The 22,721-nt window shown below is 69.9% G+C and carries 23 protein-coding genes and 1 pseudogene; 9 read left to right on the forward strand and 15 right to left on the reverse strand.

Features of this window, described 5'->3' with window-relative positions; translation table 11 throughout:
- Positions 1–29: 29 nt before the first annotated feature.
- The 5 genes and pseudogenes from E1P53_RS11790 to E1P53_RS11810 all read right to left on the reverse strand — a co-directional run bounded on the left by E1P53_RS11790 (position 30) and on the right by E1P53_RS11810 (position 4,483).
- Positions 30–953 (reverse strand): DUF5926 family protein, encoded by a 924-nt coding sequence (locus E1P53_RS11790; protein ID WP_131734403.1) that lies wholly within the window; start codon positions 951–953, stop codon positions 30–32.
- Positions 954–1,045: 92 nt separating this feature from the next.
- Positions 1,046–1,851: pseudogene (locus E1P53_RS11795) on the reverse strand (glycerophosphodiester phosphodiesterase family protein).
- On the reverse strand, positions 1,848–2,870 hold the full coding sequence (locus E1P53_RS11800) for a DUF4328 domain-containing protein (protein ID WP_131734404.1): 1,023 nt from the start codon (positions 2,868–2,870) through the stop codon (positions 1,848–1,850). Before E1P53_RS11800 ends, E1P53_RS11795 begins: the two are co-directional and overlap by 4 nt.
- Positions 2,867–3,217: a rhodanese-like domain-containing protein gene (locus tag E1P53_RS11805; RefSeq protein WP_006901855.1), complete on the reverse strand. Its 351-nt coding sequence runs from the start codon at positions 3,215–3,217 to the stop codon at positions 2,867–2,869. Before E1P53_RS11805 ends, E1P53_RS11800 begins: the two co-directional genes overlap by 4 nt.
- 402 nt (positions 3,218–3,619) lie before the next feature.
- Positions 3,620–4,483, reverse strand: coding sequence for a S49 family peptidase (locus tag E1P53_RS11810; RefSeq protein ID WP_040527349.1), 864 nt, complete (start codon positions 4,481–4,483; stop codon positions 3,620–3,622).
- Between the two features lie 37 nt (positions 4,484–4,520).
- Here E1P53_RS11810 and E1P53_RS11815 point away from each other — a divergent pair, with 37 nt between their 5' ends.
- Positions 4,521–5,258, forward strand: a complete 738-nt coding sequence (locus tag E1P53_RS11815) for a VOC family protein (protein WP_131734405.1) — start codon at positions 4,521–4,523, stop codon at positions 5,256–5,258.
- Between the two features lie 59 nt (positions 5,259–5,317).
- On the opposite strand, the gene E1P53_RS11820 is transcribed toward E1P53_RS11815, so the two are convergent.
- Entirely contained in the window at positions 5,318–6,385 is a 1,068-nt protein-coding gene (locus tag E1P53_RS11820; RefSeq protein WP_131734406.1) for a winged helix DNA-binding domain-containing protein, read from the reverse strand.
- 38 nt (positions 6,386–6,423) lie between these two features.
- Positions 6,424–7,137, reverse strand: a complete 714-nt coding sequence (gene msrA / locus E1P53_RS11825; RefSeq protein WP_131734407.1) for a peptide-methionine (S)-S-oxide reductase MsrA — start codon at positions 7,135–7,137, stop codon at positions 6,424–6,426.
- Positions 7,138–7,315: 178 nt separating this feature from the next.
- On the opposite strand from msrA, the gene E1P53_RS20460 reads away from it, so the two are divergent.
- Both E1P53_RS20460 and E1P53_RS11830 read left to right on the forward strand, forming a co-directional pair.
- Positions 7,316–7,468 carry a hypothetical protein gene (locus tag E1P53_RS20460; RefSeq protein ID WP_165484424.1) on the forward strand — a complete coding sequence of 51 codons (153 nt, stop codon included), beginning with the start codon at positions 7,316–7,318 and terminating at the stop codon, positions 7,466–7,468.
- A 182-nt stretch (positions 7,469–7,650) separates the two neighbouring features.
- Positions 7,651–8,280 carry a superoxide dismutase gene (locus E1P53_RS11830; protein WP_006901861.1) on the forward strand — a complete coding sequence of 210 codons (630 nt, stop codon included), beginning with the start codon at positions 7,651–7,653 and terminating at the stop codon, positions 8,278–8,280.
- An 88-nt stretch (positions 8,281–8,368) separates the two neighbouring features.
- On the opposite strand, the gene E1P53_RS11835 is transcribed toward E1P53_RS11830, so the two are convergent.
- Positions 8,369–9,121 carry an energy-coupling factor transporter transmembrane component T family protein gene (locus E1P53_RS11835; protein ID WP_006901862.1) on the reverse strand — a complete coding sequence of 251 codons (753 nt, stop codon included), beginning with the start codon at positions 9,119–9,121 and terminating at the stop codon, positions 8,369–8,371.
- Complete coding sequence (locus E1P53_RS11840) at positions 9,118–11,217, reverse strand: ABC transporter ATP-binding protein (RefSeq protein ID WP_131734566.1); 2,100 nt, start codon at positions 11,215–11,217, stop codon at positions 9,118–9,120. Before E1P53_RS11840 ends, E1P53_RS11835 begins: the two co-directional genes overlap by 4 nt.
- 243 nt (positions 11,218–11,460) lie before the next feature.
- Between E1P53_RS11840 and E1P53_RS11845 the strand changes: the two genes are divergently transcribed.
- The 3 genes from E1P53_RS11845 to E1P53_RS11855 all read left to right on the forward strand — a co-directional run bounded on the left by E1P53_RS11845 (position 11,461) and on the right by E1P53_RS11855 (position 13,825).
- A complete protein-coding gene (locus tag E1P53_RS11845; protein WP_006901864.1) occupies positions 11,461–11,985 on the forward strand; it encodes a hypothetical protein in 525 nt (174 codons plus the stop codon).
- A 198-nt stretch (positions 11,986–12,183) separates the two neighbouring features.
- On the forward strand, positions 12,184–12,882 hold the full coding sequence (locus E1P53_RS11850; protein WP_040527351.1) for a TMEM165/GDT1 family protein: 699 nt from the start codon (positions 12,184–12,186) through the stop codon (positions 12,880–12,882).
- A 181-nt stretch (positions 12,883–13,063) separates the two neighbouring features.
- Positions 13,064–13,825, forward strand: a complete 762-nt coding sequence (locus E1P53_RS11855) for an SDR family NAD(P)-dependent oxidoreductase (protein ID WP_006901866.1) — start codon at positions 13,064–13,066, stop codon at positions 13,823–13,825.
- Positions 13,826–13,891: 66 nt separating this feature from the next.
- Here the strand turns inward: E1P53_RS11855 and E1P53_RS11860 are convergent, their stop codons facing one another.
- From E1P53_RS11860 to E1P53_RS11875, 4 genes are all read right to left on the reverse strand, one after another.
- Positions 13,892–15,073 carry an MAB_1171c family putative transporter gene (locus E1P53_RS11860; RefSeq protein WP_006901867.1) on the reverse strand — a complete coding sequence of 394 codons (1,182 nt, stop codon included), beginning with the start codon at positions 15,071–15,073 and terminating at the stop codon, positions 13,892–13,894.
- Entirely contained in the window at positions 15,064–15,576 is a 513-nt protein-coding gene (locus E1P53_RS11865) for a hypothetical protein (protein ID WP_040527353.1), read from the reverse strand. Before E1P53_RS11865 ends, E1P53_RS11860 begins: the two co-directional genes overlap by 10 nt.
- Positions 15,577–15,738: 162 nt before the next feature.
- Positions 15,739–16,311: a helix-turn-helix transcriptional regulator gene (locus E1P53_RS11870; RefSeq protein WP_040527376.1), complete on the reverse strand. Its 573-nt coding sequence runs from the start codon at positions 16,309–16,311 to the stop codon at positions 15,739–15,741.
- A gap of 611 nt (positions 16,312–16,922) precedes the next feature.
- Positions 16,923–17,240, reverse strand: coding sequence for a hypothetical protein (locus E1P53_RS11875; RefSeq protein WP_040527355.1), 318 nt, complete (start codon positions 17,238–17,240; stop codon positions 16,923–16,925).
- A gap of 133 nt (positions 17,241–17,373) precedes the next feature.
- On the opposite strand from E1P53_RS11875, the gene E1P53_RS11880 reads away from it, so the two are divergent.
- Positions 17,374–17,733 carry a hypothetical protein gene (locus E1P53_RS11880; protein ID WP_131734408.1) on the forward strand — a complete coding sequence of 120 codons (360 nt, stop codon included), beginning with the start codon at positions 17,374–17,376 and terminating at the stop codon, positions 17,731–17,733.
- Between the two features lie 63 nt (positions 17,734–17,796).
- Here the strand turns inward: E1P53_RS11880 and E1P53_RS11885 are convergent, their stop codons facing one another.
- On the reverse strand, positions 17,797–19,440 hold the full coding sequence (locus E1P53_RS11885; RefSeq protein ID WP_006901872.1) for a TM0106 family RecB-like putative nuclease: 1,644 nt from the start codon (positions 19,438–19,440) through the stop codon (positions 17,797–17,799).
- A gap of 116 nt (positions 19,441–19,556) precedes the next feature.
- On the opposite strand from E1P53_RS11885, the gene E1P53_RS11890 reads away from it, so the two are divergent.
- Both E1P53_RS11890 and E1P53_RS11895 read left to right on the forward strand, forming a co-directional pair.
- Complete coding sequence (locus E1P53_RS11890; RefSeq protein WP_006901873.1) at positions 19,557–20,249, forward strand: DUF6474 family protein; 693 nt, start codon at positions 19,557–19,559, stop codon at positions 20,247–20,249.
- Between the two features lie 105 nt (positions 20,250–20,354).
- Positions 20,355–21,269 (forward strand): hypothetical protein, encoded by a 915-nt coding sequence (locus E1P53_RS11895; protein ID WP_131734409.1) that lies wholly within the window; start codon positions 20,355–20,357, stop codon positions 21,267–21,269.
- A gap of 26 nt (positions 21,270–21,295) precedes the next feature.
- Here E1P53_RS11895 and E1P53_RS11900 read toward each other — a convergent pair whose 3' ends face one another.
- A complete protein-coding gene (locus E1P53_RS11900) occupies positions 21,296–22,708 on the reverse strand; it encodes a fatty acid desaturase family protein (RefSeq protein WP_006901876.1) in 1,413 nt (470 codons plus the stop codon).
- Between the last annotated feature and the right edge of the window lie 13 nt (positions 22,709–22,721).

Here is a 22,721-nt window from a genome sequence, read left to right on the forward strand (position 1 = left end):
GGCGCCGAAATGCAATGTCCCCAGGCGCCCTAGCGCAGGGTCACCTGCCGCCCGCGGATGCCGTCGCGCGAGCGGAGTTCGGCCGTGGTGAGCGGCGTGGTCTCGGCGAGCGCCTCGCTCAGCCACTCGTCGAGCTGGTTGAGGCCGGCGTGCCACTCCTCGTGGTGCATCTCGTTGTCGAGGTCGAAGACCGGCACCAGCAGCCCGTGGGTGCGGAAGGATCCGGCGAACCGAGAGCCCTCGCCGAGCGTCAGCCGGCCGGCGGCGTGCAGCCGGGCCATCGCCGCCACGAGGTCGTCCTCGGGCTCGGGACGGATCCACCGCAGATGGGCGCGCTCCCCCGCGTCGACCCACCACGGCGCGCCGTTGCCGCTGTCGACGACCAGCCGCGCGGTCGGCAGCACCGAGTCGTTGGCCCGCTCGAGCATCGGCTTGATCTCGGCCGGGATCTCGGTGCCCTCCGGAAACCACCATGCGAAGTCGTCGTGGACCGTGATGTCGAGCGTGGCGTCGGCCTTGATCACCTCGTCGAGCGACGGCGACTCGTCGGCGGCCTCGAGGTCGAACTCGCTGCCCGCCTCGGCGTGCGCGGCCCACGCGATCGCGGCGGCGAGCTCGATGGCCGGCGCCGCGCGGTCGGGTTCGGTCTGCAGCGCGACCAGACCCTCGGTGGCGCCGCCGTTCTCGCGCGCGAGCGCCGGCCCGGCACCCGGCAGGATCGTCACGATCGACACCTCGTTGCGCGACCCGGCGGGCTCGGCGAGTTCGAGCGGAGCGGTCGCCGACGCGACGAAGGTGCGCAGTGCGACGAGGTCGCATTCGGCCGCGAGGCCGGCGAACGGCCGCGGCGGCGGCGCCAGTGCGGCCGCCTGCCGAGCCTTGCGAGCGGCCACCCGCTCGGCACGATTGCTACCCGGACGGGGTCCACTGCCCCGCTTGCTCTTCTTGCCCATCGGTCCACTTTCTCACGGCCCGGGTTCTCTCCGGGCCGCGGTTTGTGACCGCCCGGCATCCGCGACGACGCCGGGCCCGCCTCCGGGGCGCCTCAGTCGACGGTGACGAGCCAGTCGCGCACCTTGGCGGGATGGTTCGTGGCCACCCAACGGACCCCGAGGTCGGCGCACAGCTGCACGTCGACCAATTCGTCGACGGTCCAGCAATAGGTGACCCGGCCCGCAGCGGCCGCCCGGTCCACGAGGTCCGGGTACTGACGCAGTGTGGTCACCGACGGCCCGATGCCCGTGGCCCCGACGGCGGTCGCCGCGCTGCCGCGTAGGAGGCGGGCGGTGTCGCCGAGCAGGATCGTCGGGAGCATCGGGGCGTGCCGCCGGATGCGCCACACGCCGGCGGAGGAGAACGAGATCACCACGGCCCGGCTGTGATCGGCCGACGGCGGCATCGCCACCCCGAACTCGTGCAGCATCTCCAGCAGTTTCTGCTCGACGAGGCTGCCGTAGCGCACGGGGTGCTTGGTCTCGATGAACAGCCGGACCGGCCGGCGCCAGTCCAGGGTCAGGGTCAGGAGTTCGCGGAGCGTGAGGACCGACGCCGACGCCCCGGACGGATGCCAGCTGCCGAAGTCGAGTTCGCGGAGTTCGGCGAGGGTCATCTCGCTGACGATCCCGGAGCCGTCGGAGGTGCGGTCGACGGTCCGGTCGTGGATGCAGACGAGTTCGTGGTCGGCGGTCAGCCGGACGTCGCATTCGAGCCCGTCGGCGCCCTCAGCGCCAGCTCATAGGCGGCGAGGGTGTGCTCCGGGCGGTCCCCGGAGGCGCCGCGGTGCGCGACGACCGCCGGTTTGCCCGACCTGGACACCTTCTCGACCGCGTTGACGTTCACCCGTGAGCTCATGCGACCGCCACCCACCTCTTCGTCGGGACCGGGGCCGACGACGCGTCGAAGAGGCCCGGAATCCTCCGAGCCATCCAGAACGCGAACGCCGCCGAGACAGCGGAACTGATGATGACCATCGTCAGCGAATTCGCACCGGTCTGCAGGGAATCGGACCGCCAGGCGAGAACGCGCGCCACGACGGCCGCGACCGCCACGGCGTTGACCACCGCCCACGCGACCCACATGCGGCGCAGGCGGGAACGCACCCGCCCGGCGTCGAGGGCGGGGTCGTGCCCGACGCGCACCGCGGCGACCTCGCCCAGGACGAGCGGCGCACCGACCAGGTTGACCAGCGGGACAGCGGCCAGCAGCGCGACCCACACCGGCCGTCGCGGATCGACGAGATGGGCGTCGTGATACGCCTCGGCCCGCAGGTCGAGGACCCACCGGGCGAACATCAGCGTGGACACGACGAACCCGAGCAGGGCGAGTATGCCGACGAACAGGACGAGCACCTCGGAGACCGCGATCAGCCACTCCGGCAGCGGCGTGGAACGGTTGACCGCGAGAAGCATGTAGCGGAACAGGTGGACCGCCGCGGAGGCGGCCAGGGCCGCGCCGGTCGTCACGAGGGCGAAGAGCAGCTGGGACCGCGCATGGTCGAGCCTGCTGCGCGCCGGGTCGTCGGACGCCGGCTCGTCACGGAAACCCCATGTGGGGATGTAGGTGTATCGAGGTATGCGCCGCGGGCCGGGGGGCCGGGACGGGCCGCGTCGGATCGGGATCGCCTCGGGAGGGCGTCGGGCCACCCAGCGCAGTTGCGGGGCCCGGTACAGGCGTCCGGTCACCGGCGGCGGCGCGGGACGCGAGGGCGCCGCGGCCCGGGCACCCACGGGCTCCCTGTCTCGCGGGTCGGCGTCGCGAAGGGCACGCGCGGCATCCTCCACCACGCTCAGCGGTCCGCCGCAGCGTGGACAGCGCTCCCGGCCGGGACGATGCGGCGCCTGGATGCGGCACCGCGGACAGAGGTCGATCATCGGTGGGCGTCGACCTCGGGCTCGCCGCTGCCGTACTCGACGGGCTTGCCGTGCTCCTGCCAGGCGAGCATCCCGCCGCGCACGCACATGCCGTCGTACCCGATCTGGGCCAGGTACTGCAGCACGCGCATCGACCGTCCGCTCGAGTGGCAGACGACATAGAGGTCGGTGTCGGGGTCGATCTCGTCGAGGCGCGCCGGGATCTCCGCGAGCGGGATGTGCAGGGCTCCGCGGATGTGGCCGTTGGCCCATTCGTCGTCCTCGCGGACGTCGAGCATGATCGAATCGGTCTTGCCCGTGAAGTCGTCCGGCAGGTCTGTCACCGGCACCTGCGTGATATCGCCCATGGTCACGTGTCCCATGGTGGCACAGTCGCCGCCCGCTGGGTGCCGCGTCATCACCCGGCCCGAGGAGCGATCCGCCACCGGCCTCCCGAACCGCGCACCAAATCGGATGAAACGGACTATGCCAATCGTCATAGATTTATCCACATGTGTCTGAACGGCGAGATCGGACTGTGCACATGTCAACGTCAACCTGTGGATGAGGCTGTGGAAACTGTGGAAAACTGCTGGCCAAACCCGGTTCGTGTGTGATTGGCGTCACGGAAATTGTTCGAATCGGTCGCAGGAAGTTCACGAAAGTGCATAGACGCGGTGGTCCTGCACATTCTTTCCGGTGCACACACCTGTGGATAACTTGGGGAATAACCCTTGGGGATTCCCCCGAAAGGGGGTCTGTACGGGGCCTCAGTCGCGGTGTAGGAATGCCGTCCGGACGGGCTGCGCGCGGTCGAATGCGGCCACCATCCCCGACGTCACGCTCTCGGCCAGACCGGACACCGACACCTGATCTCCGACCAGTCGGGCGATCAGCGGCCTGGGTGCCTCGACGTTGACGATCTCGGCGTCGGGGTAGCGCTCGGCCACCACCGACCGCATCACGCCGATGCCGTCGACCAGACCGAGTTCGGCGGCGCGCCGACCCACCCAGACGTCTCCGTTGAACAGCTCGCCGTCCGAGCCGGTCAGCTTCTTCCCCCGGCGCTGGCGCACCCAGGCGATGAACGCCTCGTGCAACTGCGCCTGGAGCCCCTTGATCCACTCCACGTCCTCGGGGTTCTCCGGCAGGAAGGTGTCGAGCCGGGCCTTGTTGTCGCCGGTCGCGTAGAGGCGGCGCTGCACGCCGAAGCGGCCGAGCAGTTCCGAGCAGCCGAAACCGGACGACACCACGCCGATCGAGCCGACGATGGAGGTGTTCGCGGCGAAGATCTCGTCGGCAGCACAGGCCACCCAGTAACCGCCGGAGGCCGCGACGTCCTCGCAGAACGCCAGGACGGGCACGCCCTTCTCGGCCGACAGCTGCCGGATGCGCTCGGCGATGTACTCCGACTGCGCCGGCGAACCGCCGGGAGAGTTGATGACGACGACCACGGCCCGGAGACGATCGGTGTCGAAGGCCTTCTTCAGGACGGGCTCGAGGGTATCGGTGGTGATGCCGTGCCGGCCCATCGACGCCGCGCCGATCTGGCCGTCGAGTCGGACCACCGCAACGTGTTCGGCGCGCGACCGCGCGAACTTCTTGCCCAACGCCCCCAGGGGTCCACCAGTCATCTGACCGAGTCTAGTGGCGGACCGTAGACTCGCCGACGTGCAGGTCGGGTGGCTCACCGCCTTCCTCGACCTCCCCGCAGACGCGTTCGGCGAGGAGGTCAGATTCTGGCGCGCGATCACCGGCAGCACCGTGTCCCCGCCGCGTGGGGAACACCGCGAGTTCGCCTCCCTGGAGCCGTTCACCGGAGACCCGCACCTGCGGGTCCAGCGCGTCGACGACGGTCCGGGCGGCATGCATCTCGACATCCACACCGACGACGTGGCCGGCGCCGGCGCCGAGGCGGTCGCCCTGGGCGCGACCGCCGAACACGATGCCGGCACCCACCGGATCCTGCGGTCCCCGGCGGGATTCCGCTTCTGTCTCGTCCCGTGGGAGGGCGAGTCCGAGCGGGCCCGCCCGATCCGCTGGCCGGGCGACGCGATCAGCATCGCCGACCAGCTCTGCATCGACATCCCGGCACCTGTTTTCGATGTCGAGGTCGACTTCTGGGCGACGCTGACGGGGTGGGCCCCCGTCCCGGACGACCGCGCGGAATTCGTCCATCTCACACGGCAGCCCGCGATCACCCTGGGCCTGCTGCTGCAACGCCTGGACTCCGGCCACACCGCGACGGCGCACCTCGACCTCGCGACCAGCTCGGTGCCCGACGAGGTCGTCCGTCACGAAGGATGGGGTGCGACGGTGGTCGAGCTCTTCCCGAGTTGGACGGTGATGAGCGACCCGGCAGGCGGGCGTTACTGCATCACGGCGCGCCATCCGCGTACCGGCCGGTGAGACACCGAGCCGGGTGGTCACGGTCGCCGGCATCGTGCTGCACGGGACACCAGGTGGGTTCAGCGGGCGGCCAGGAACTCCCGCAGGCGGTCCACCTCGTCGTCGACCTCGCCGCGCCCGGCCCTGCCGACCTCGCGCAGGTAGTCCACGCGGACCTCGTCACCCTCGAGACGCCATGTGCCGGCCAGGAATCCGTCGACCAGGACGAATCCCGGCGACCGGCCGTTGGCGGTGACCGTGCGGCGGAACAGTTCCGGGTCGGCGACCCGGACGCGGTCGGCGGCGATGCCGATGACGTGATCGAACGGCGCGACGAGGCGCGCGGGGGCAGGCAGATCGGGGTCGGCGAGGCCGAGGCCCTCGAGGTCGTAGAGGGTCTCGCCGTGCGGGCCGGTCAGCTTCTGCAGTTCCCAGTCCGCCTCGAGTCTCTCGACGAGCGGTCGCAGACCGGTGAGACCCGACCAGGTCTGGATCGCGTCCACCGTCGCGGGACCGAACCCGCGGAGATACAGGCGGACGAGGTCGGCGCGTGCGGAGTCGTCGGCGACGGCCGGCTCCCCCGGACCCGCCCACTCGTCGAAGAGCCGGTAGGTCGGCGTCCCGCGACCGCGCCACAGTCCGCGCGGCGGCACCTGCACCAACGGCAGCCCGCACCGGGCGATCGCGGTGAGGGTCGAGGGGTTCTCCCCGGGATGGCATTGGGCCAGTAGCCTTCCGAGCTCCCCGACGCTCAGCGCGGCGCCGGTCAGGAGCTCCTCGGCGTCGGCGACGACCTGCTCCGCGTCCGCGTCGGCGAGACGCCGTGCGTGGACCGAGAGCTCGCGACGCAGGGTGGGTCCGGCTAGCGGGCGGATCCAGCGGGCGTCCTCGGCGTCGATGAGGAAGACCGTCGAGCGCAACAGCGCCATCCGCACCACTTCACGGCCGACGAGCAGGTCGTCGAGCTCGGTCGGGTCGAATCCCTCGATGCGAGACCACAATCCGAAGAAGGCCGCCCGGGGATCCTGCGATTGGAGGCCGACGCACCGGTCGAGGACCTCGATGGCGTCCTCGTCGATCCGCCGCGCGAGGTGTTGTCGCGACAGCAGGGTCCGGTTCCACTGCCGGAGCGTGATCGCCCTGCTCACCGCGGGTTCCGGGGGCTCGGGCAGGGGCGGTCCGACACCTAGGCAGGGTAACGGATGCCGGTCGACGAGTGGCAGCGGTAACCGTTGGGGTTCTTCGCGAGGTACTGCTGGTGGTAGTCCTCGGCGTAGTAGAAGCGACCGTCACCGGCCTCGGCGAGCGGCTTGATCTCGGTGGCGATCCGGCCCGCGCCGGCGGCGTCGAGGGCGGTCTGGAACCGCTCCGCGGTGTTCTTCACGACCTCGAGGTCGGCGTCGGAGAAAGTGTAGATCGCCGATCGGTACTGGGTGCCGATGTCGTTGCCCTGGCGCATCTCCTGGGTGGGGTCATGTGATTCCCAGAAGATCTTGAGGATGCTCTCGAGATCGATCACCGCCGGGTCGAAGACGACTAGCGTGGACTCGGTGTGGCCGGTCCGCGCCGTGCACGTCTCCTCGTAGGTCGGGTTCGGGGTGAAGCCACCGGCGTAGCCGACCGCGGTCGTGTACACGCCCTCGACCTGCCAGAAGATCTCCTCGACCCCCCAGAAGCAGCCACCGGCCAACACGATCATCGCCAGTCCGTCGCCGAAGTCGCCCACCCCGCCGTTGGCGTACTCGCCGTCCGGCCCGGGTCGGCCCCGCATCGGGGTCCGCAACACCAGGTGATCCCCGGGGACGGTGATCTCGGTGTCGCGACCCGGCAGCGCGGCGTCGGAATCGATGAGCTGCTGCTTGTGCGAACTCGCGGCGAAGAGTTGGTCGAGCCAGGACATGTTCCAAGTCTACGCGCGGTGGGCAGAGGACCCCGGCCGGCGAGTTGAGTCAGCCGTCCAAGTCTGTTTATGATGGCGGTCACATTCGTGTTATGACGCCGGTCACTGTATGCGACCTCGTACGCAGGGACCGTCCACCGGGTGTGACCGCAGAGCCGATCGGTGATGAAAGGCGAACATGGCGACGCACGCGACCGGAGACCTTCGAGGAACGTTCCGGACATCCCGCGGCGTCCCACGCGCCAACTACGACGTCGCGAGGAGTTGTCGTGCGATCGCGCTCAGCATCCTCGCGATCCTCGCCCTCTTCGTCGCCGTCGTCCTTCTCTAGGAAGCATCGTCAAGAAGGTGATCTTCGACCGCACCTGCCGTCGATTGCCGTGTGTTTGTTGCAATCACCCATGCACTGCGGTTTGGTGGAACCATCCGCGTGTCACGACTTTTTCGTCGCGTACTCGCGTGAACAGGGAAAACGAATAGCACCGAACGAAGAGAACCTCAGAGAGGAACATCGTGGCTGAATACACCTTGCCGGATCTGGATTACGACTACGGGGCACTCGAGCCCCACATCTCCGGCAGGATCATGGAGCTCCACCACAGCAAGCACCACGCGACCTACGTCAAGGGCGCCAACGACACCCTGGAGAAGCTGGCCGCCGCCCGCGAGGACGAGTCCATCGCCGGCAAGGTCTACGGCCTCTCGGCCACCCTGTCCTTCCACCTGGGCGGTCACACCAACCACTCGATCTTCTGGAAGAACCTGTCGCCCAACGGCGGTGGCGAGCCCGAGGGTGACCTCGCCGCGGCCATCACCGAGCAGTTCGGCAGCTTCGAGAAGTTCAAGGCCCACTTCACCGCCGCCGCCACCACCCTGCAGGGTTCGGGCTGGGCGATCCTGGGCTACGACACCATCGGCGGCAAGCTGGTCATCCTGCAGCTGACCGATCAGAGCGGCAACATCCCGGCCGCGATCATCCCGGTCGTCATGCTCGACATGTGGGAGCACGCCTTCTACCTCGACTACCAGAACGTCAAGCCGGATTACGTCAAGGCGTGGTGGAACGTCGTCAACTGGGCCGACGCCGGCGAGCGTTACGGCCGCGCGAAGACCCAGGGCGCCGGACTCATCGTCCCGGCCTGATCCCTCTTCGCCAGAGCGAAACACACACGGCGCCGGTCACCTCGGGGTGGCCGGCGCCGTGTCGCGTCTGACGTGACGGGCGCCCCGCCTACAGCAGGACCGTCGCGGTGATCGCGATCGCGCACGCCACCCCGATCGCCAAGAGCGCCACCGCATCTGCGCGGCCCGGACCGGAGGGGTGGGCGGTGAGGCGGCCGGTGCCGCCACGGGCGGTGATCGCCTCGGCCATCTCCGAGCTGCGTCTCAGCGCCGACGACATGGCCGCGGTGATCAGGTCCAGGATCCCCATCTCGGCCGACGGGTGATCGGTGCGGCCGCGTGCCACCGGGCGCAGCTTGTGTGCCGCGCGCAGCATCCGCAGCTCCTCGATCAGCATCGGAAGTCCCCTCAGGCACAACGCGATCGACACCGCCCATTCGTCGACGGGCAGCCGGAACCACCGCAGCGGACGCATGAGCCGCGCGATGGCGGGTGCCACATCGGCCATCGGGGTCGTCCAGATGACGAGGATCGAGCTCCCGACCAGCACCAGTGCGAGCGCCGTGGCCCGCAGGAACACGAGCGCCCCGGCGAGCCCGGCGAACGACGCGTTGACCGCGACCCCTATCCCGATCAGTCCCCAGAACCACCACGGCGGCCGCGGGATGGCGCCCAACGGGATGCCGGCGATCAGCGCGGTGACGATCACGACACCGGCGACCATGCCCAGGGCGGGCCAGGACGGCAACGCCCAGGTCATGAGCCCCAGGATCAACACGATCAGCAGTTTCGTGCCCGCCCACAGACGGTGGACGAACGAGTCGCCGGGCACCTGCCGCAGCGGAACCGTGCGCATCGTCATCGGACACCTCCGTCCCGGCCCGGTAGCGGGGCGACATCGTGGGAGTCGGGCAGCAACCGCCCGTCGACGAGCCTGACGCGGCGGGTACACACCGAATCCAGGGATTCGAAGTCGTGCGAGATGATCACGATCGTCATGCCCTCGGCGCGCAGGCGCGCCAGCAGCGCCACGATCTCGTCCCGCGACACCGGGTCGAGACCGGCGAGCGGTTCGTCGAGGACGAGCATGTCCGGCTTGCGGGCGATCAATCCGGCGAGCACGACGCGACGCATCTGCCCGCCGGAGAGCGAGTCGACCTTCGACGCTGCCATCTCCCTCGGCAGTCCGACGAGTTCGAGGACGCGGGCGACCTCCGCGGTGCCGATCTTCTCGCCGCCGGCCGCCATGATCTCGTCGGCGACGGTGACCTTCTGCAGCTGCAGGCGCGCGTGCTGGAAACCGAGCCCCACTGCGCCGACATGCTCGGTGATCGGCTCCCCGGCGTCGAAACCGGCTGCCGGCGTGACCTTCCCGGTGACCCCGAGCAGATGGCAGGTGCCGGTCAGCGGGGTGAGCAGGCCGGCCATGATCCAGGCGAGGGTCGTCTTGCCGGAACCGTTGCCGCCGACGATGAGCAGTCCCTCGCCCCGGTAGACGGTGAGGTTGACGTCGGTGAGGGCCTGCACCTCCCACGGCGAGCCCGGCAGGTGTGCGTAGCTCACCTGGTCGAGGACCATGAGCGGCCCGCCGATGTGGGGCTCGGGGTCGGCGAGCGAGGAGGATTCGACCACGGCCGGGTGGTCGAGGTCCGTGGTGGGATCGGGCATCCAAAGCGGCGGGTGCGGCACGATGCGCCCGCGGTCGAGGTGGATGACGCGGTCGGCCGCGGCCGCCTCGCTGCCGCGGTGCGTGATGAGCACGACCGCGATGCCGTGCCTCCGGGGCAGGGCTGCCAACAGCTTCAGCAGATGGCCGCGTCCCTCCGGATCGACCATCGAGGTGACCTCGTCGGCGATCAGCAGCTGCGGCCGGCGGGCGAGCGCCGCCGCGATCGCGAGGCGCTGCTGCTGGCCTCCGGACAGGTCGGTGGTCTCGCGGTCGCCGAGCCCGGCCAACCCGACCTCGGCCAGCAGCGCGTCGACGTCGACCTCGGTTCCGGCCGGGAGCCCCCACACCACGTCGTCGGCGACGCGGGAACCGAGCATCTGCACCTCGGGACGCTGCAGGACGAGGGCGGTGCCACCGTGGACGCCGAGGCCCGCGAGCCCCGGCCGGTGGACGACCCCGCTCGTCGGCGTCCGGCCGGCGAGGATCTTGGCGAGTGTCGACTTCCCGGAGCCGTTGGCGCCGACGATCGCGACGAACTCACCCGGGTCGATGCGCAGGTCGATGTCGCGCAGCACCGGCGGGGCGCCCGGCGAGTAGGAGAAGCCGACGCCCTCGGCGACGATCGGCAGCGGCGCGACACCGGCCTCGACGGCGGACCGTCCGGTCGCCTGCACGTCGGAGTCGAGGGTGTCCTCGCTGGGCACGTCCCGCAGACGGTGGATCACCGGGCCGAGAATCCACCAGGCGACCACCAGCGAGATGACGGTTCCGACGGTTCCCGACACCCAGATCCAGACCCACCAGTGGGAGGCGATGCTGTCGGCGAATGCATCGAGTCCGTTGCCCACCCGGTCGAACGGCCCCCATCGGTGCATCAGCCCGGCGACGCCGTGGATCGAGTTGGTCAGCGCCTCGATCGTCAGCTCGCGCAGCGGCACCAGGATCAGCAGCAGGAGCACCGAGACGCCGCCGAGCAGGGGCGCCGCGACGAGCGTCGCAGCGAGCAGGGTCGGGAAACCGCGACGGCGTCGCTTGATGTCGCCGACGATCCCGGCGACGAGCGCCGACCCGAGGACCGTCGCCATGGCCCCGGTGCCCGCCATGGCGAAGGCGACCGCGGTGGTGGCCACCGTCGCGGTGACGAGCGCTCGCGGGCGGGTGCGCGCCGCGACCAGGGCGAGCGGGATCGGGGCCAGGAGTCCTGCCGCCTGCGCGAGCGGGATGACCGAGGCTATGACGACCGCGGCGACGGTCAGGCCACCGAAGATCGCGACGGACGCGAACTCCATCGGCCTCAGCGGAGGCGAGTTCTTCACCGTTCAAGTGTGCCTGGTGTGCGCGGGCGCCCCGGGTGTGGCCGTCGACGACCGGCACAGACCGTGCCCGAAGCGTTCCTTGTTAAAGAACCGTCACAAGTGCGCGGTTCGGGTTGTCGGTTTTGCCACGTGGGCGGATTCTTGTCCACACGGGCTGATGACGCCGCTGTCCGTGTGCGAGATGACAGGCCTCTCACCCGAATTGGAGGAGAAGCGATGAACTCGATTCCGATCGGACTCACGCCGTTCAAGCTCGACGACGGGAAGCGCAACGGCATCCTGATCTCCGGCCGCTGGCCGGAGTCGACCCTCGAGTGGACGCAGACGCTGGTCGGTTCGGTCCGCATCGCCTGCCGACCGGGGTTTCTCCCGACGACGACGGTCTTCGGCGTCGTCGAGGATCCGCCCCCGGAGGCCGGGTCGGACACCGTGGGGATGATGGTCGCGATCGGCAACGTCGTCGACGACAGCTTCGTCGAGGCCGGGAAGTTCCTGAAGAATCCCCCGGCCCTGGTGATGCTCCATCCGCCGTCGCAGACCCGTCCGTCGTTGCCGGAGTGCTCTGAGGTCGCGTCGGGCTGCGTCCTGCTGCCGGGCATCCCCGAGCTCGGTCTCGAGCATCGCGCCGGCTGGGCCGAGGCCGAGGCGGACGGCACCGTGGTCAACCTCCGCAACCAGATCGGCATCGACCCGAACGCCGACCCGGACACCGCGGTGCTGGCGATGCTCCTGGCGGCCTGACCGGCCGGGTTCGGCGGCGCGACCCAGCCGCACACGTGCCGGGACCCGAGCCGCCGGGAGCGCCCGATCGGTTCGCCCAGGGCGTCCGAACGCGGGCTTTTCGGGCACCCGAATCTTCGTTTGCGAGCCCCCTACCTGCGCGGATACGGTCAGCTGATCTGTTGCATTCGGTAGTTAGGCCTCACTAACCTGGCGACCGTGATGACCGCCCTCCTCCTGAGTTTCGGCGTGATCTTCGTGGCCGAACTGGGCGACAAGTCACAGCTGATGGCGATGACCTACGCGCTGAGGTACCGCTGGTGGGTCGTGATCCTCGCGATCACCGCCGCCACCACCGCGGTCCACGCCGTCTCGGTCTTCTTCGGGCACTTCCTCGGGATGAGCCTGCCGACCGACCTGTTGTCGGTCCTGGCCGGCCTGGCGATGCTGGTCTTCGGTCTCTGGACGCTCTACGGGGACCGCCTCGACGACGAGGAGCAGAACCGGGCGTCCCGCGCGGGCGCCTCGGTGTTCCTCGCGGTGATGTCCGCATTCTTCCTCGCCGAACTCGGCGACAAGACGATGCTCGCGACCATCACGATCGCAACCGACCACGACTGGCTCGGCGTGTGGATCGGTTCGACGATCGGCATGGTCGCCGCCGATGCGCTTGCCATCGCGGTCGGCGGGTTCCTCGGCAAGCACCTGCCCGAACGAATCATCTCGATCGGCGCCGCGGTCCTGTTCTTCGGATTCGCGGCATGGCTCACCGCCACCGGCCTCGTCGGGGCGTCCATGCCGTTGGTCGCCGCCACGATCTCGGCCGCGGTCGTGATCAGCGGGGTCGGCGCCTTCCTCATCGCTCGCGACCGCCGCTCGGCCGCGCAGGCCGACCTCCCCACCCCGTCGGTCCCGTAGGCCGGGGTCGGGTACCGATCGCCGCGCCGTTCACCGAGCGTTCACTCGGGGGTCCTGCACGGACTCTCTCCCGTGCCTGTTTATCGTGAACGTGCACATGCGCCGGCGCGCGTCTCCCGTCCGGGATCCCCGGAGGGTCACGGACCGGCGGCATCCGGCACCGCGAAAGGACTACTCACCCATGGACGTTTCTGGCGCTTCCGTTCTGGTCACCGGCGGGGCTTCCGGCCTCGGCGCGGCCACCGCCCGTCGCTTCGCCGCCGCAGGCGCACAGGTCTTCGGCCTCGACCTGCAGGACTCGATCGACAAGGCCGCCCCCACCGACGGCGTCACGCTGATCGCCGCCGACGTCACCGACGAGGAGCAGGTCCAGGCCGCCATCGACACGATCGCGGAGTCGGGCGCACCGCTGCGCGTCGCGGTGAACTGCGCGGGCGTGGGCTGGGCGTCCCGAATCCTGGGCAAGAACGGCCCGCACGATCTCGGCCTGTTCCGCAAGGTCATCGACATCAACCTCGTCGGCACCTTCAACGTCATGCGTCTGGCCGCGGCCCGCATGGCGGAGGAGTCGACCATCGACGGTGACGGCCAGCGCGGCGTCATCATCAACACCGCGTCGGTCGCGGCCTTCGAGGGCCAGATCGGCCAGATCGCCTACGCCGCGTCGAAGGGCGGCGTCCACGCCATGACCATCTGCGCCGCGCGCGACCTCGCCCGCATCGGCGTCCGCGTCAACACCATCGCACCGGGAACCATCAGCACCCCGATGCTCGCCGGCGTGACCCCCGAGTTCCAGAAGACCCTGGCCGAGGCGATCCCGTTCCCGCAGCGTCTGGGCGAGCCCGACGAGTACGCCCAGCTCGCGGAGTTCATCGTGGCGCACAACTACCTCAACGGCGAGACGATCCGCATGGACGGCGCCATCCGCATGGCACCGCGCTGATCGAGATCCGGCTCCGCCGGGGCTGATCGAGATCCGGCTCCGCCGGGGCTGATCGAGATCCGGCTCCTAGCCGGTACCGGCCGACTCGTCGGCCCCGGTCGCCAGCAGTGCCTTCGACAGTCTGATCAGCGGCGCGGCATCCGCTTCCAGACCCTCACCCTCGGCGGGGGCGAGGTCGCGGACCGCGCCGCTGATCTTTTCCCTGGACCCGTCGGCGGCGGCCATCGCCTCCACGACCGCCGCACGCAGGAGCCGCACCTGGACCTCGACCTCCGCGTACTCGAAGACCGGCGGCAGATAGGGACTGAGCTGGGTCAACGCGTCGCGCGTCTCGACGACCCGGCGGTGGAGCCGGGTGGTCGGCGGCAGGTTCCCGACGTCCGGCAGGACCACCTCGGGGATCGCATCGGTCACCACGCGCCACAGCGGCAGCAGCTCGGTGTCGAGACGACGGCGTCGCCGGTTGGCCAGGTGGGTCTGTATCCGGGAGTAGACCATCGGATAGCTGATGCCGATGAGGAAGACCACCACGCCGAGGATCGCGAGCACCCGATTGGTGGTGACGAGCCATGGCGACCGGGCGACCCTCGACGCGGAGACGATCACGAACACGATCTGGGCGATCGCGCTGGAGGCGAGAAGACCCAGACCGCCCATGAGCAGCCCGAGCGAGACGCGCAGATAGCCGTCGGCCGTCGTGTAGAACTTCCGGACGCTGTTGACGCACGCGGCGAAACCGTAGGTGAGATAGCCGCTGGCGATGAGCATGAACAGGGCGAAGCCCAGGTTCTGGACCGTCCACTCGCTGATGGTCTCGGTCCGGATCTCCTGCGGGATCACCAGCATCGTCACCTGCAGGCCGACGAGCGAGGCGACCAGCGGCAGCGCCTCCCAGCCGGCGCGCCGTTCCCTCGTCACCCGGTCGGGGAAGAAGAACACCACGACCAGGGCGGCGACGCCGATCGCGAGCAGCGCGTAGAACGCCACCCGCGAGAGTCCCTGGAAGCCCCTGGTGTTCAGGGCGTCGGCCACCGACTCGTTGACGACGACGAACGCGACCGTCAGGGACGCCACCGCGACCATCATCGCGAGCGGTTGCAGACCCCATCCGGCCCGCCGGATCTGGTCGAGACGCCAGCAGAACGCGAGCGCGAAGACGACGGCGGCGATCGTGTTGATCACGCCCACCCCGGCGTCCAGCGACGCGGCGAGCAGGAACGTCGGGTCTCCCGTCCCGGTCACAACCATCCGCGATGACCTCCGAGCAGACGCTGGAGACCTCGCAGTTCGTCGTGTCGGGCGGTCGCACCGACGCCGGTGCTCGCCTCCTCGGCCCACGCCAGGATCATCGACGCGAGCATCTCGGCCTCCCACTCGCGGTCGTCGGAGTAGCAGGTGCGACGCAGCGCGGCGTCCGACGACTCCTGGCTGAGGGCGGCGAGCCCCTCGACGGACAGCTCGCCGAGCATCTGGTGCCCGGCGATCAGGTGACCGAATTCGTGGATGATGATCTGGTCGCGGTGCAACGGCGAGGTGTTCGCCTGGTAGAAGAAGTAATCCGCATCCGCGGCCGCGAGCCAGATCCCGTTGGGGACCCCGGTCGGCAGCGGGTGCGCGATCGGCGTGACGGGTCGGCCACGGCGTTCGCCGTACCGCTCACACAGCTGGAACACGTCGAGGGGCAGATCGAGATCGAGCCCCTTCAACGTGGTGCGGCACAGCACACGCAACGCGCGCTCGGATCGACGCATGGACCCCATCGAACCACGCTCTTGTACGACCGACCCATTCGGATCCACCGCGCCGGATTCACATCACCGTCGACTCACGCCGACGGTGCACACCCGACGCCGCAGGCCAGAACGCCTCTTGGGCCGACACCCCACGGCCCACGAGTCCTCCGGCGAAACGGCTCAGTCGTCGTTCTCGCCCACCACGCGCAGTCGGGAATCCGCCGACGGCTTCTCGTCGCTGAGTCCCGCCGCGATCACATCCGGCGGATCCTTCGGCAGACCCTGCTGCTCACGAAGGACCTTGATCAGTTCGTTGACCACCGTCACCGAGTCGCTCGAAAGTCCGGCCAGGCGGAACGCCGCCAACTGCACGTTGGTGTCCGCCTGCAGGCGCATCAGATCGATCTCGTCGCGTGTCCGCTGAGCCTGTCGATCCTCGAGGAAGTAGTGGACATCCACCCCGAAAGCCGCAGCGATGCCCTCGACGGTGCGGAAAGACGGTGATTTCGCCTTCCCGGACCGAAGCTGGCTGAGGTACGACTCACCGAGCCGGAACCCCCGCTCCGTCGATCGCGCCGCGATCGCCTTGGCACTGTATGCCCTACCGTTCGGACCCGGAACGGTCCTGAACAACTCCTCGAGCCGCCGGGCGAACAAGCCCGGATCCGAATCCGAATCCTTCTTCGCCTTCGAACGCTCGGAGTCGGTGCGTCCGGTGTCGCCCATAGGCTCCTCCGCCCCTCCTGAAGTCATGACCATCTTCTCCGAAACGCAAAACTTGAACTTGCAAACATTAAAGCCCGCTGCACTCGGCCGTCGCAATGACCGGTACGCTGAAAACGTACCGGACGTCCGCACACCATGGGCATCACCTGTGGTGATGATGTAACGAACACCAGTGTGGCGTTCTTCACATTCCGGGGGGGGACCAACGTTGTCGGCACAGCAGCGGCGCGTGCACATCTGTCACCGCCGAGGTGTCGACGGCCCTTCTTCGCAAGGTCGCACACCCCCGGCGTCCACCGACGACTGTACGCGCGGAGAAGACCGATGACACACCGCATGCCGACGCATCGGCGTGACCGCACGCGACGTCGCACGCTCGCGGCGCTCCTGGCCGTCGCGGCGATGGTCGCGCTGCTCGCCATGGCCCCCGGCCTGGCCTCGCCGACGCCGACCGGCTCGGGCGGCGACTCGACCGCCGGCGCCGGATCGAACAGCGACTCCGCGGGCGATTCCGACCCGACGGGTGGTGCCGGCTCCGCGCCCACCGGCTCCGGCAGCGGCCCCACCGGCTCCGGGAACGGCACAGGCCACTCGTGGCAGGGCCGAGGCCACGGGCACGGTCACCACGGGCATGGTCATCACGGGCACGGGTCCGGTTCGACGGGCAGCCCGGGCTCTTCGGGCGCGGCCACCTCGACCGACGACGACAACGGGTTCTCGCCGCAGACCACCGGGGGATCGACCGCCCCCTCGGCGGGACCATCGTCCTCGGCAGGGCCCTCGTCCTCGTCGGGACCCTCCTCCTCGTCTTCGGAGTCCACGGAATCCTCGCCCGGGTCGACGGTCGCTCCGTCGTCCGAGCCCACCGCGTCGTCCGAGCCCACCGAGTCGAGCACATCGAGCCAGTCGTCGACGACCACGACCTCCACGAACTCCTCGTCCGTCGGCATCGTCATCGTCCCGCGGCCGGGCGGACCGCTCGTCCCGGTCGTCCCGCCCGCCGGCGGCAACGGATCTCCCTCGCCTTCGCCCGGTGGCGGCGGCTCGGGCGGCGCAACCCCGCCGGCCCCCGGCGGCGCGGTCCCGAGCGTGGCCGCACCCAGCGGCCCGCCCGTCACGGCACCCGGACTCCCCGCACCCGCGATGGCGCTGCCGGGCCGGGCGATGCCCGGCGGCACCCCGGCTCAGGTCGACGCGCCACGAGCGGAGGCCTCGGCGACGGATGATCACGACGCCGACACCGATGTCTCCGCCGTCTCCGCGTCGGCGCCGTCCGACGGCTCGGGGGGTTCGCCCCAGGCGCTGCCCGCGGCGTCGCCCGAGGCCGCCTTCACCGGCCTGAAGAAGTTCCTCTACGGCGTCGCGCCCGGCGGCCTGCTCCTGCTCGGCGCTGTCGCGATGCTCGGCAGCGGGTCGTTCCTCGACTCCCTGCGGTCCCTGCGCAGCTGACCAACTGCTCGGCCGATGCGGCGATCCGACGGTGCCGCGACCACGCTCGACGACGCGCGGGATTCAGTGTCGCGCCAGGACGTCCCGCTCGTGCGGGATCTCCTCGGCCGCACGCTCTGAGATCCATTCCCGCAGCACCTTCGTCGCGCGCACGTCGTCCTCGTTGTATTCGAGGAGCCGCTCACGCTGGCTGAGGTCGGGCCGGCCCCCGCCGAGAGCGACGGCCGCGCGGTACCACTCCATCGAGGCCTCGCCGCTGGCGTCGTCGTCACGCCAGGAGAAACCGGCGACGGGTGCGACGCGCTTGAGACCCTTGCCGCGGGGGCAGACGAAGTTCTCCCCCACGGCCTCGTAGATGTCGACCCACTCATCAGAGGCGATGAAGGCCTCCACCTCGGCGCGGGACGGGATGCCCGGTTCGCCGGCGAACCGGTCGGCCGATCCCAGCAGCCACCGGTTCTCGGCCTGCTGGGAGTAGCAGTACGCGGCGAAGGTCTTGCCCGCCGCGTGCGCGGCCTCGCGCTCTGCGGTCAGCCAGGTCCAGAATTCCGCGAACGAGCGCGCCTCGTCGCGCGTCGGCAGCGGGTCCCAGGTGACGAACGGGCGGTAGACGGCGGGCTCGTCGGGGTTCGTGGTGTCGGTCCTCAGCGTGCCCCAGAGGTAGGCGCCGTGCTCGCCGTAGCTCTCCATGTCGACGTCGATCTCGACGTCGGCGCGGTGCACCCGCGGGGTGTCGAGCCGGCGGACGAGATCGAGGTCGTCGAGCCAGGCGATGGCGCCGATGACCACGTCGGTGAACCGAACATTGCCGGGCCAGTTCTCGGGCGGGTCCCCACGCTGGGCCGCGAGCTGGTCGACCGTGGTGATACCGGCCTCGGTGAGTGCGCTCGCCTGGTTTCCGCTCGCGACCAGCGAGACGTCGCGCCGTGCCTCGAGCTCCGGGCCGCACTTGACCCACCACTGGCACGACTTGCACTCCGAAACCCGGCGCGGTTCGGTCGGAATCCGTTGGGAGGCAATGGCCCTGCGGCGGTCGAGGACCTCGAGGTAGTCCTCGAACATCGCACCGGTGTCCTGCACGACGATGCAGTCGGCGTCGACCCCGATCACTCCCCCGCGCAGTTCGGACGGCTCCGACGACGCGGCGCGGCCGATCTCCAGCAGCATCGCCGACAGATGGGCCAGGCGCAGGTTGTCCCGCCGGTTGGGACGCGGTGTCCGGTACGGATCCGGCGTCGGCGCCCACCCCCACAGCGGGCTGGTGAGCATCGACGCCGGACGCCCGTCGGCGAGCGGCGCACCTTTGACCCGCTGGGAGACCCGGTGGTTGACGACGATGATCGGGACGTACCCCTCGCCGACGCGCACCAGCAGCTCGGCGTGTCCGCGGCGCGCGTGGTCGACGTCGGTGGGCAGGGTGGCGTTCCAGATCCATTGCGCACCGGCGTCACACGCCGCGAGGGTCGCGTCGACCCGCTCCAGGGCCGGGATGTCGGCGTCGACGGTGACGAACGCGCCCGGCTGATCGCTGTGGATGCCCCGCAACAGCTCGCGGACCATGGCGCGGTGCTCGGCCGCCGCCTCCTTGCGCCGCTGCACCCCGGGCGGGTCCGGTTCGGCGCTCCGCCGGCGCTCGTGACCGAAGTCCAGGGCGACCCTGTGCTCACACCCCGCCAGATCGCGCGGCGACAACACCACTGTGGCCACGCGATCCCTTTCTCGCCTCCGACGGTCTCCACACGTGGCCGCCCAGGGCCACGTGTCATGCTTGTACTTGTTACCACGCCCGCAGCGGTCACTCGGCAGCAGCGAAAGGTCATTTGATGGGATTGTTCTCCTCCGACGGTAGGTCGCGCGCCCAGCGCCGCGCCGAGGCTAAGGCTCTCAAGACGAAGGCCAAGCTCGAGGCGAAGTTCGATGTGAAGAACCGCCGGAAGATCCAGAAGGCCCGCCACAAGGCCGAGCAGAAGAATCTTCAGAAGAAGCTGCGGGCCGAGCGCAAGACCGCCAAGCAGGTCGCGAAGGCGCAGGAGAAGGTCGCCAAGGCCGAGACCAAGAAGGTGGCCGCCGAGGCCAAGGCGGTGGCCGATGCGAGGCCGCTGAGCCCGGCCAGCGTCAAGCGGTATCTGACCGTCGCCCGACTCGTCGCACCGATCGCGGCGCCCATCGTCTACCGGGCCGCGGTCGGCGCCCGGGCCCAGATCTCCGCGCTCCAGGCCGGTCGCGCCGGTGTGTCGCCAGAAGTGTTGCGGCAGTTCAGCGGTCACGGCGCTCCGCTGAAGGCGCGGATCACCACCACGCGCACCGCGCTGGAGAAGGTCGTCGCGCAGGACACCAGCGCCGACGCCGGGGACTTCGTGGCCGCGATGACCCGGCGCCTGGACAACCTGGACATCGCCGTCGACGCCGCGGAGACGATGTCGGCCGCGCAGCGCCGCACCGCGCACAAGTCGATCGACGACGAGCTCAACGCGATCGACGCCGACATCCTCGCGCGTCTCGGCGTGCGTTCCTGACCCTGCCGTGCCGCCGGCGCCCAGCCACTAGGATGAGGTCGACGCGTCACGTGGGGGGTTCACTTGCGTGCACGCATGCGCACGACACACGCAAGGGAGCGCCGCATGACCGAGCAGGAGCCGAACCTCACGCCGTCCGACGGTGATTCGACGACACCGTCTGGTGAGAACGCCGGTGTGACCCGGCCCGACGCCGACGAACCCGCCCTGTTCCCGCTCGACGGCGCGTCTCAGGCGTCATCCGGCGCGTCGGACTCGGGCGCATCCCCGGAGAAGGCCGCCGCACCGACGCCCGCGAAGAAGGCACCCGCCAAGAAGGCGGCCAAGAAGTCCCCGGCGAAGAAGGCCCCTGCCACGAAGGCGGCAGCGAAGAAGGCGCCCGCCGAGGCAGAGAAGACCCCGCCGACGACCGCTGCCGGGAACGGTGGGGACAAGCTCCCGGCGAAGAAGGCCGCCAAGAAGTCCCCGGCGAAGAAGGCCGCACCCGCCAGGAAGACCGCTCCCGCGACCAAGCCGACCACGAAAAAGGCCCCGCCCAAGTCGGCGCCGCCTGCGGCGACGACACAAAACGCACCGTCGGCGCCGCCTGCGGCGACGACACAAAACGCACCGTCGGCGCCGCCTGCGGCGACGACACAAAACGCACCGTCGGCGCCGCCTGCGGCGACGACAGAGGGGGAACAGTCGGCGCGGCCTGCGGCAGCGACGACACCCGAGTCCACCCAACCGGTCCCGCCGACCGAACCGGTGAAGGCTGCGGGCACGACTCCCGCGCCGGAATCGGCCGAGGCCGCGCCGCAGGCCGCCGAGCCGGTGAAGCCGTCACCGGTGCCGGCCACCCCGCAGCACCTTCCCATCGACGTGGTGGCCGAATCCGACGCCGCCCAGGCGACGTTCGCGCAGCTCCGGTCGGGGCTGCCGACCGAGCCGGCCGAGCCCGACCGCACCCCGCTCTACGCGGCGCTGGCCGCGTTCGCGGCGTTCGTGGTCTTCGTCGTCCTGAGACGGGCCCTGCGCTGATTCCGGCGCCGCCCGCCCCGCGTCTCCTAGGCGTCGCGCGGCGGCGGCGACACGCGGACGCCGCCCGAGGAGTGTTCGGGACCCGCGTCGGGGTGATCCGCGGGCAGGCGCCCGCGGAAGCGGGCGGCCTCGCTGGGGCGCGGTTCCTCACCGCGCGAATGCGGCGGGCGATGGTACGGACCGGGCTTCGGGCGCGGCTTGCCGCCCGGGAGTGCCAGGCGCGCGATGGTCCGGTGGACCTGCCCCCACTGCTGCGAGAGCGGCCCGCTGTTGTACGGCAGTCCGTAGCGCTCGCAGATGTCCTTCACCTTCGGCGCGACCTCCGCGTACCGGGTGCTCGGCATATCGGGGAACAGGTGGTGTTCCACCTGGTAGCCGAGGTTTCCGCTGATGACGTGGAACAGCGGGCTGCCCTCGATGTTGGCGGCCCCCACCAACTGGCGCACGTACCAGCCGCCGCGGGTCTCGTTCTCGACCTCGTCCTGGCTGAACGTGTAGGTCTGGTCCGGGAAGTGGCCGCAGAAGATGATGCCGTGGGCCCAGACGTTCCGGATGATGTTGGCCGTGAAGTTCGCGGTCATCGTGCGCAGGAAGGTGCTCTCGGCGCCGGGCATCACCCGGTCGGCGAGGCCGGCGAGGGATGTCGTCCGACCGCGCCGTCCGCCGAACCGTCGTAGCGCGTTGCCGATCCTGGAGGTCGACGGCTGCCGGATGCCGCCCGCGGTCAGCGCCTGGGTCAGCAGGAACGCGCCGGCGCTGATCGCCGGCCAGCCGATGTAGTCCTTGACCACCTGGCGGCGCATCTTGCCCGCGATGCCCTTGAGGTCCTCGACGACCTCGGCAGTGGACTTCTCGCCCCGGCGGATCGCCTCGAGGTCGAGGTCGTGCAACGCGACGCCCCACTCGAAGAATGCCATCAGCAGCACGTTGTAGAAGGGCTGCAGCAGGTAGACCGGATGCCACTTCTGGTTCGGGTCGATCCGCATGATCTCGTAGCCGAGATCCTTGTCCTTGCCGCGGATGTTGGTGAACGTGTGGTGGACGTAATTGTGGGAGTGCTTCCATGCCTCGGCAGTGGAGGCGGTGTCCCAGTCCCATACCGACGAGTGGATGTAGGGGTCGTTCATCCAGTCCCACTGGCCGTGCATGACGTTGTGGCCGATCTCCATGTTCTCCAGGATCTTGGCCATGCCCAGGCATGCGGTGCCGGCGACCCACGCCCCGCGCGATCTCGAGTTGAGCAACACGACGCGGCCGAGCGCGGCGAGCTGCCGCTGCGTGGCGATGACCGTCTTGATGTAGCGGCGGTCCCGGTCGCCGAGGTCGCTGTAGACCTCGTCGTGGATCGCATCGAATTCCTTGCCCAAACGCTCGATGGTCTCGGCGTCGAGATGGGCCAGTGGATTGGTCACGCGTTGTCCGGAATCGGTGGCTGTCATGTTGGTCCTTCCC

Origin of the sequence: Gordonia paraffinivorans (assembly GCF_900683595.1) — a bacterium.
Classification (GTDB): Bacteria; Actinomycetota; Actinomycetes; order Mycobacteriales; family Mycobacteriaceae; genus Gordonia; species Gordonia paraffinivorans.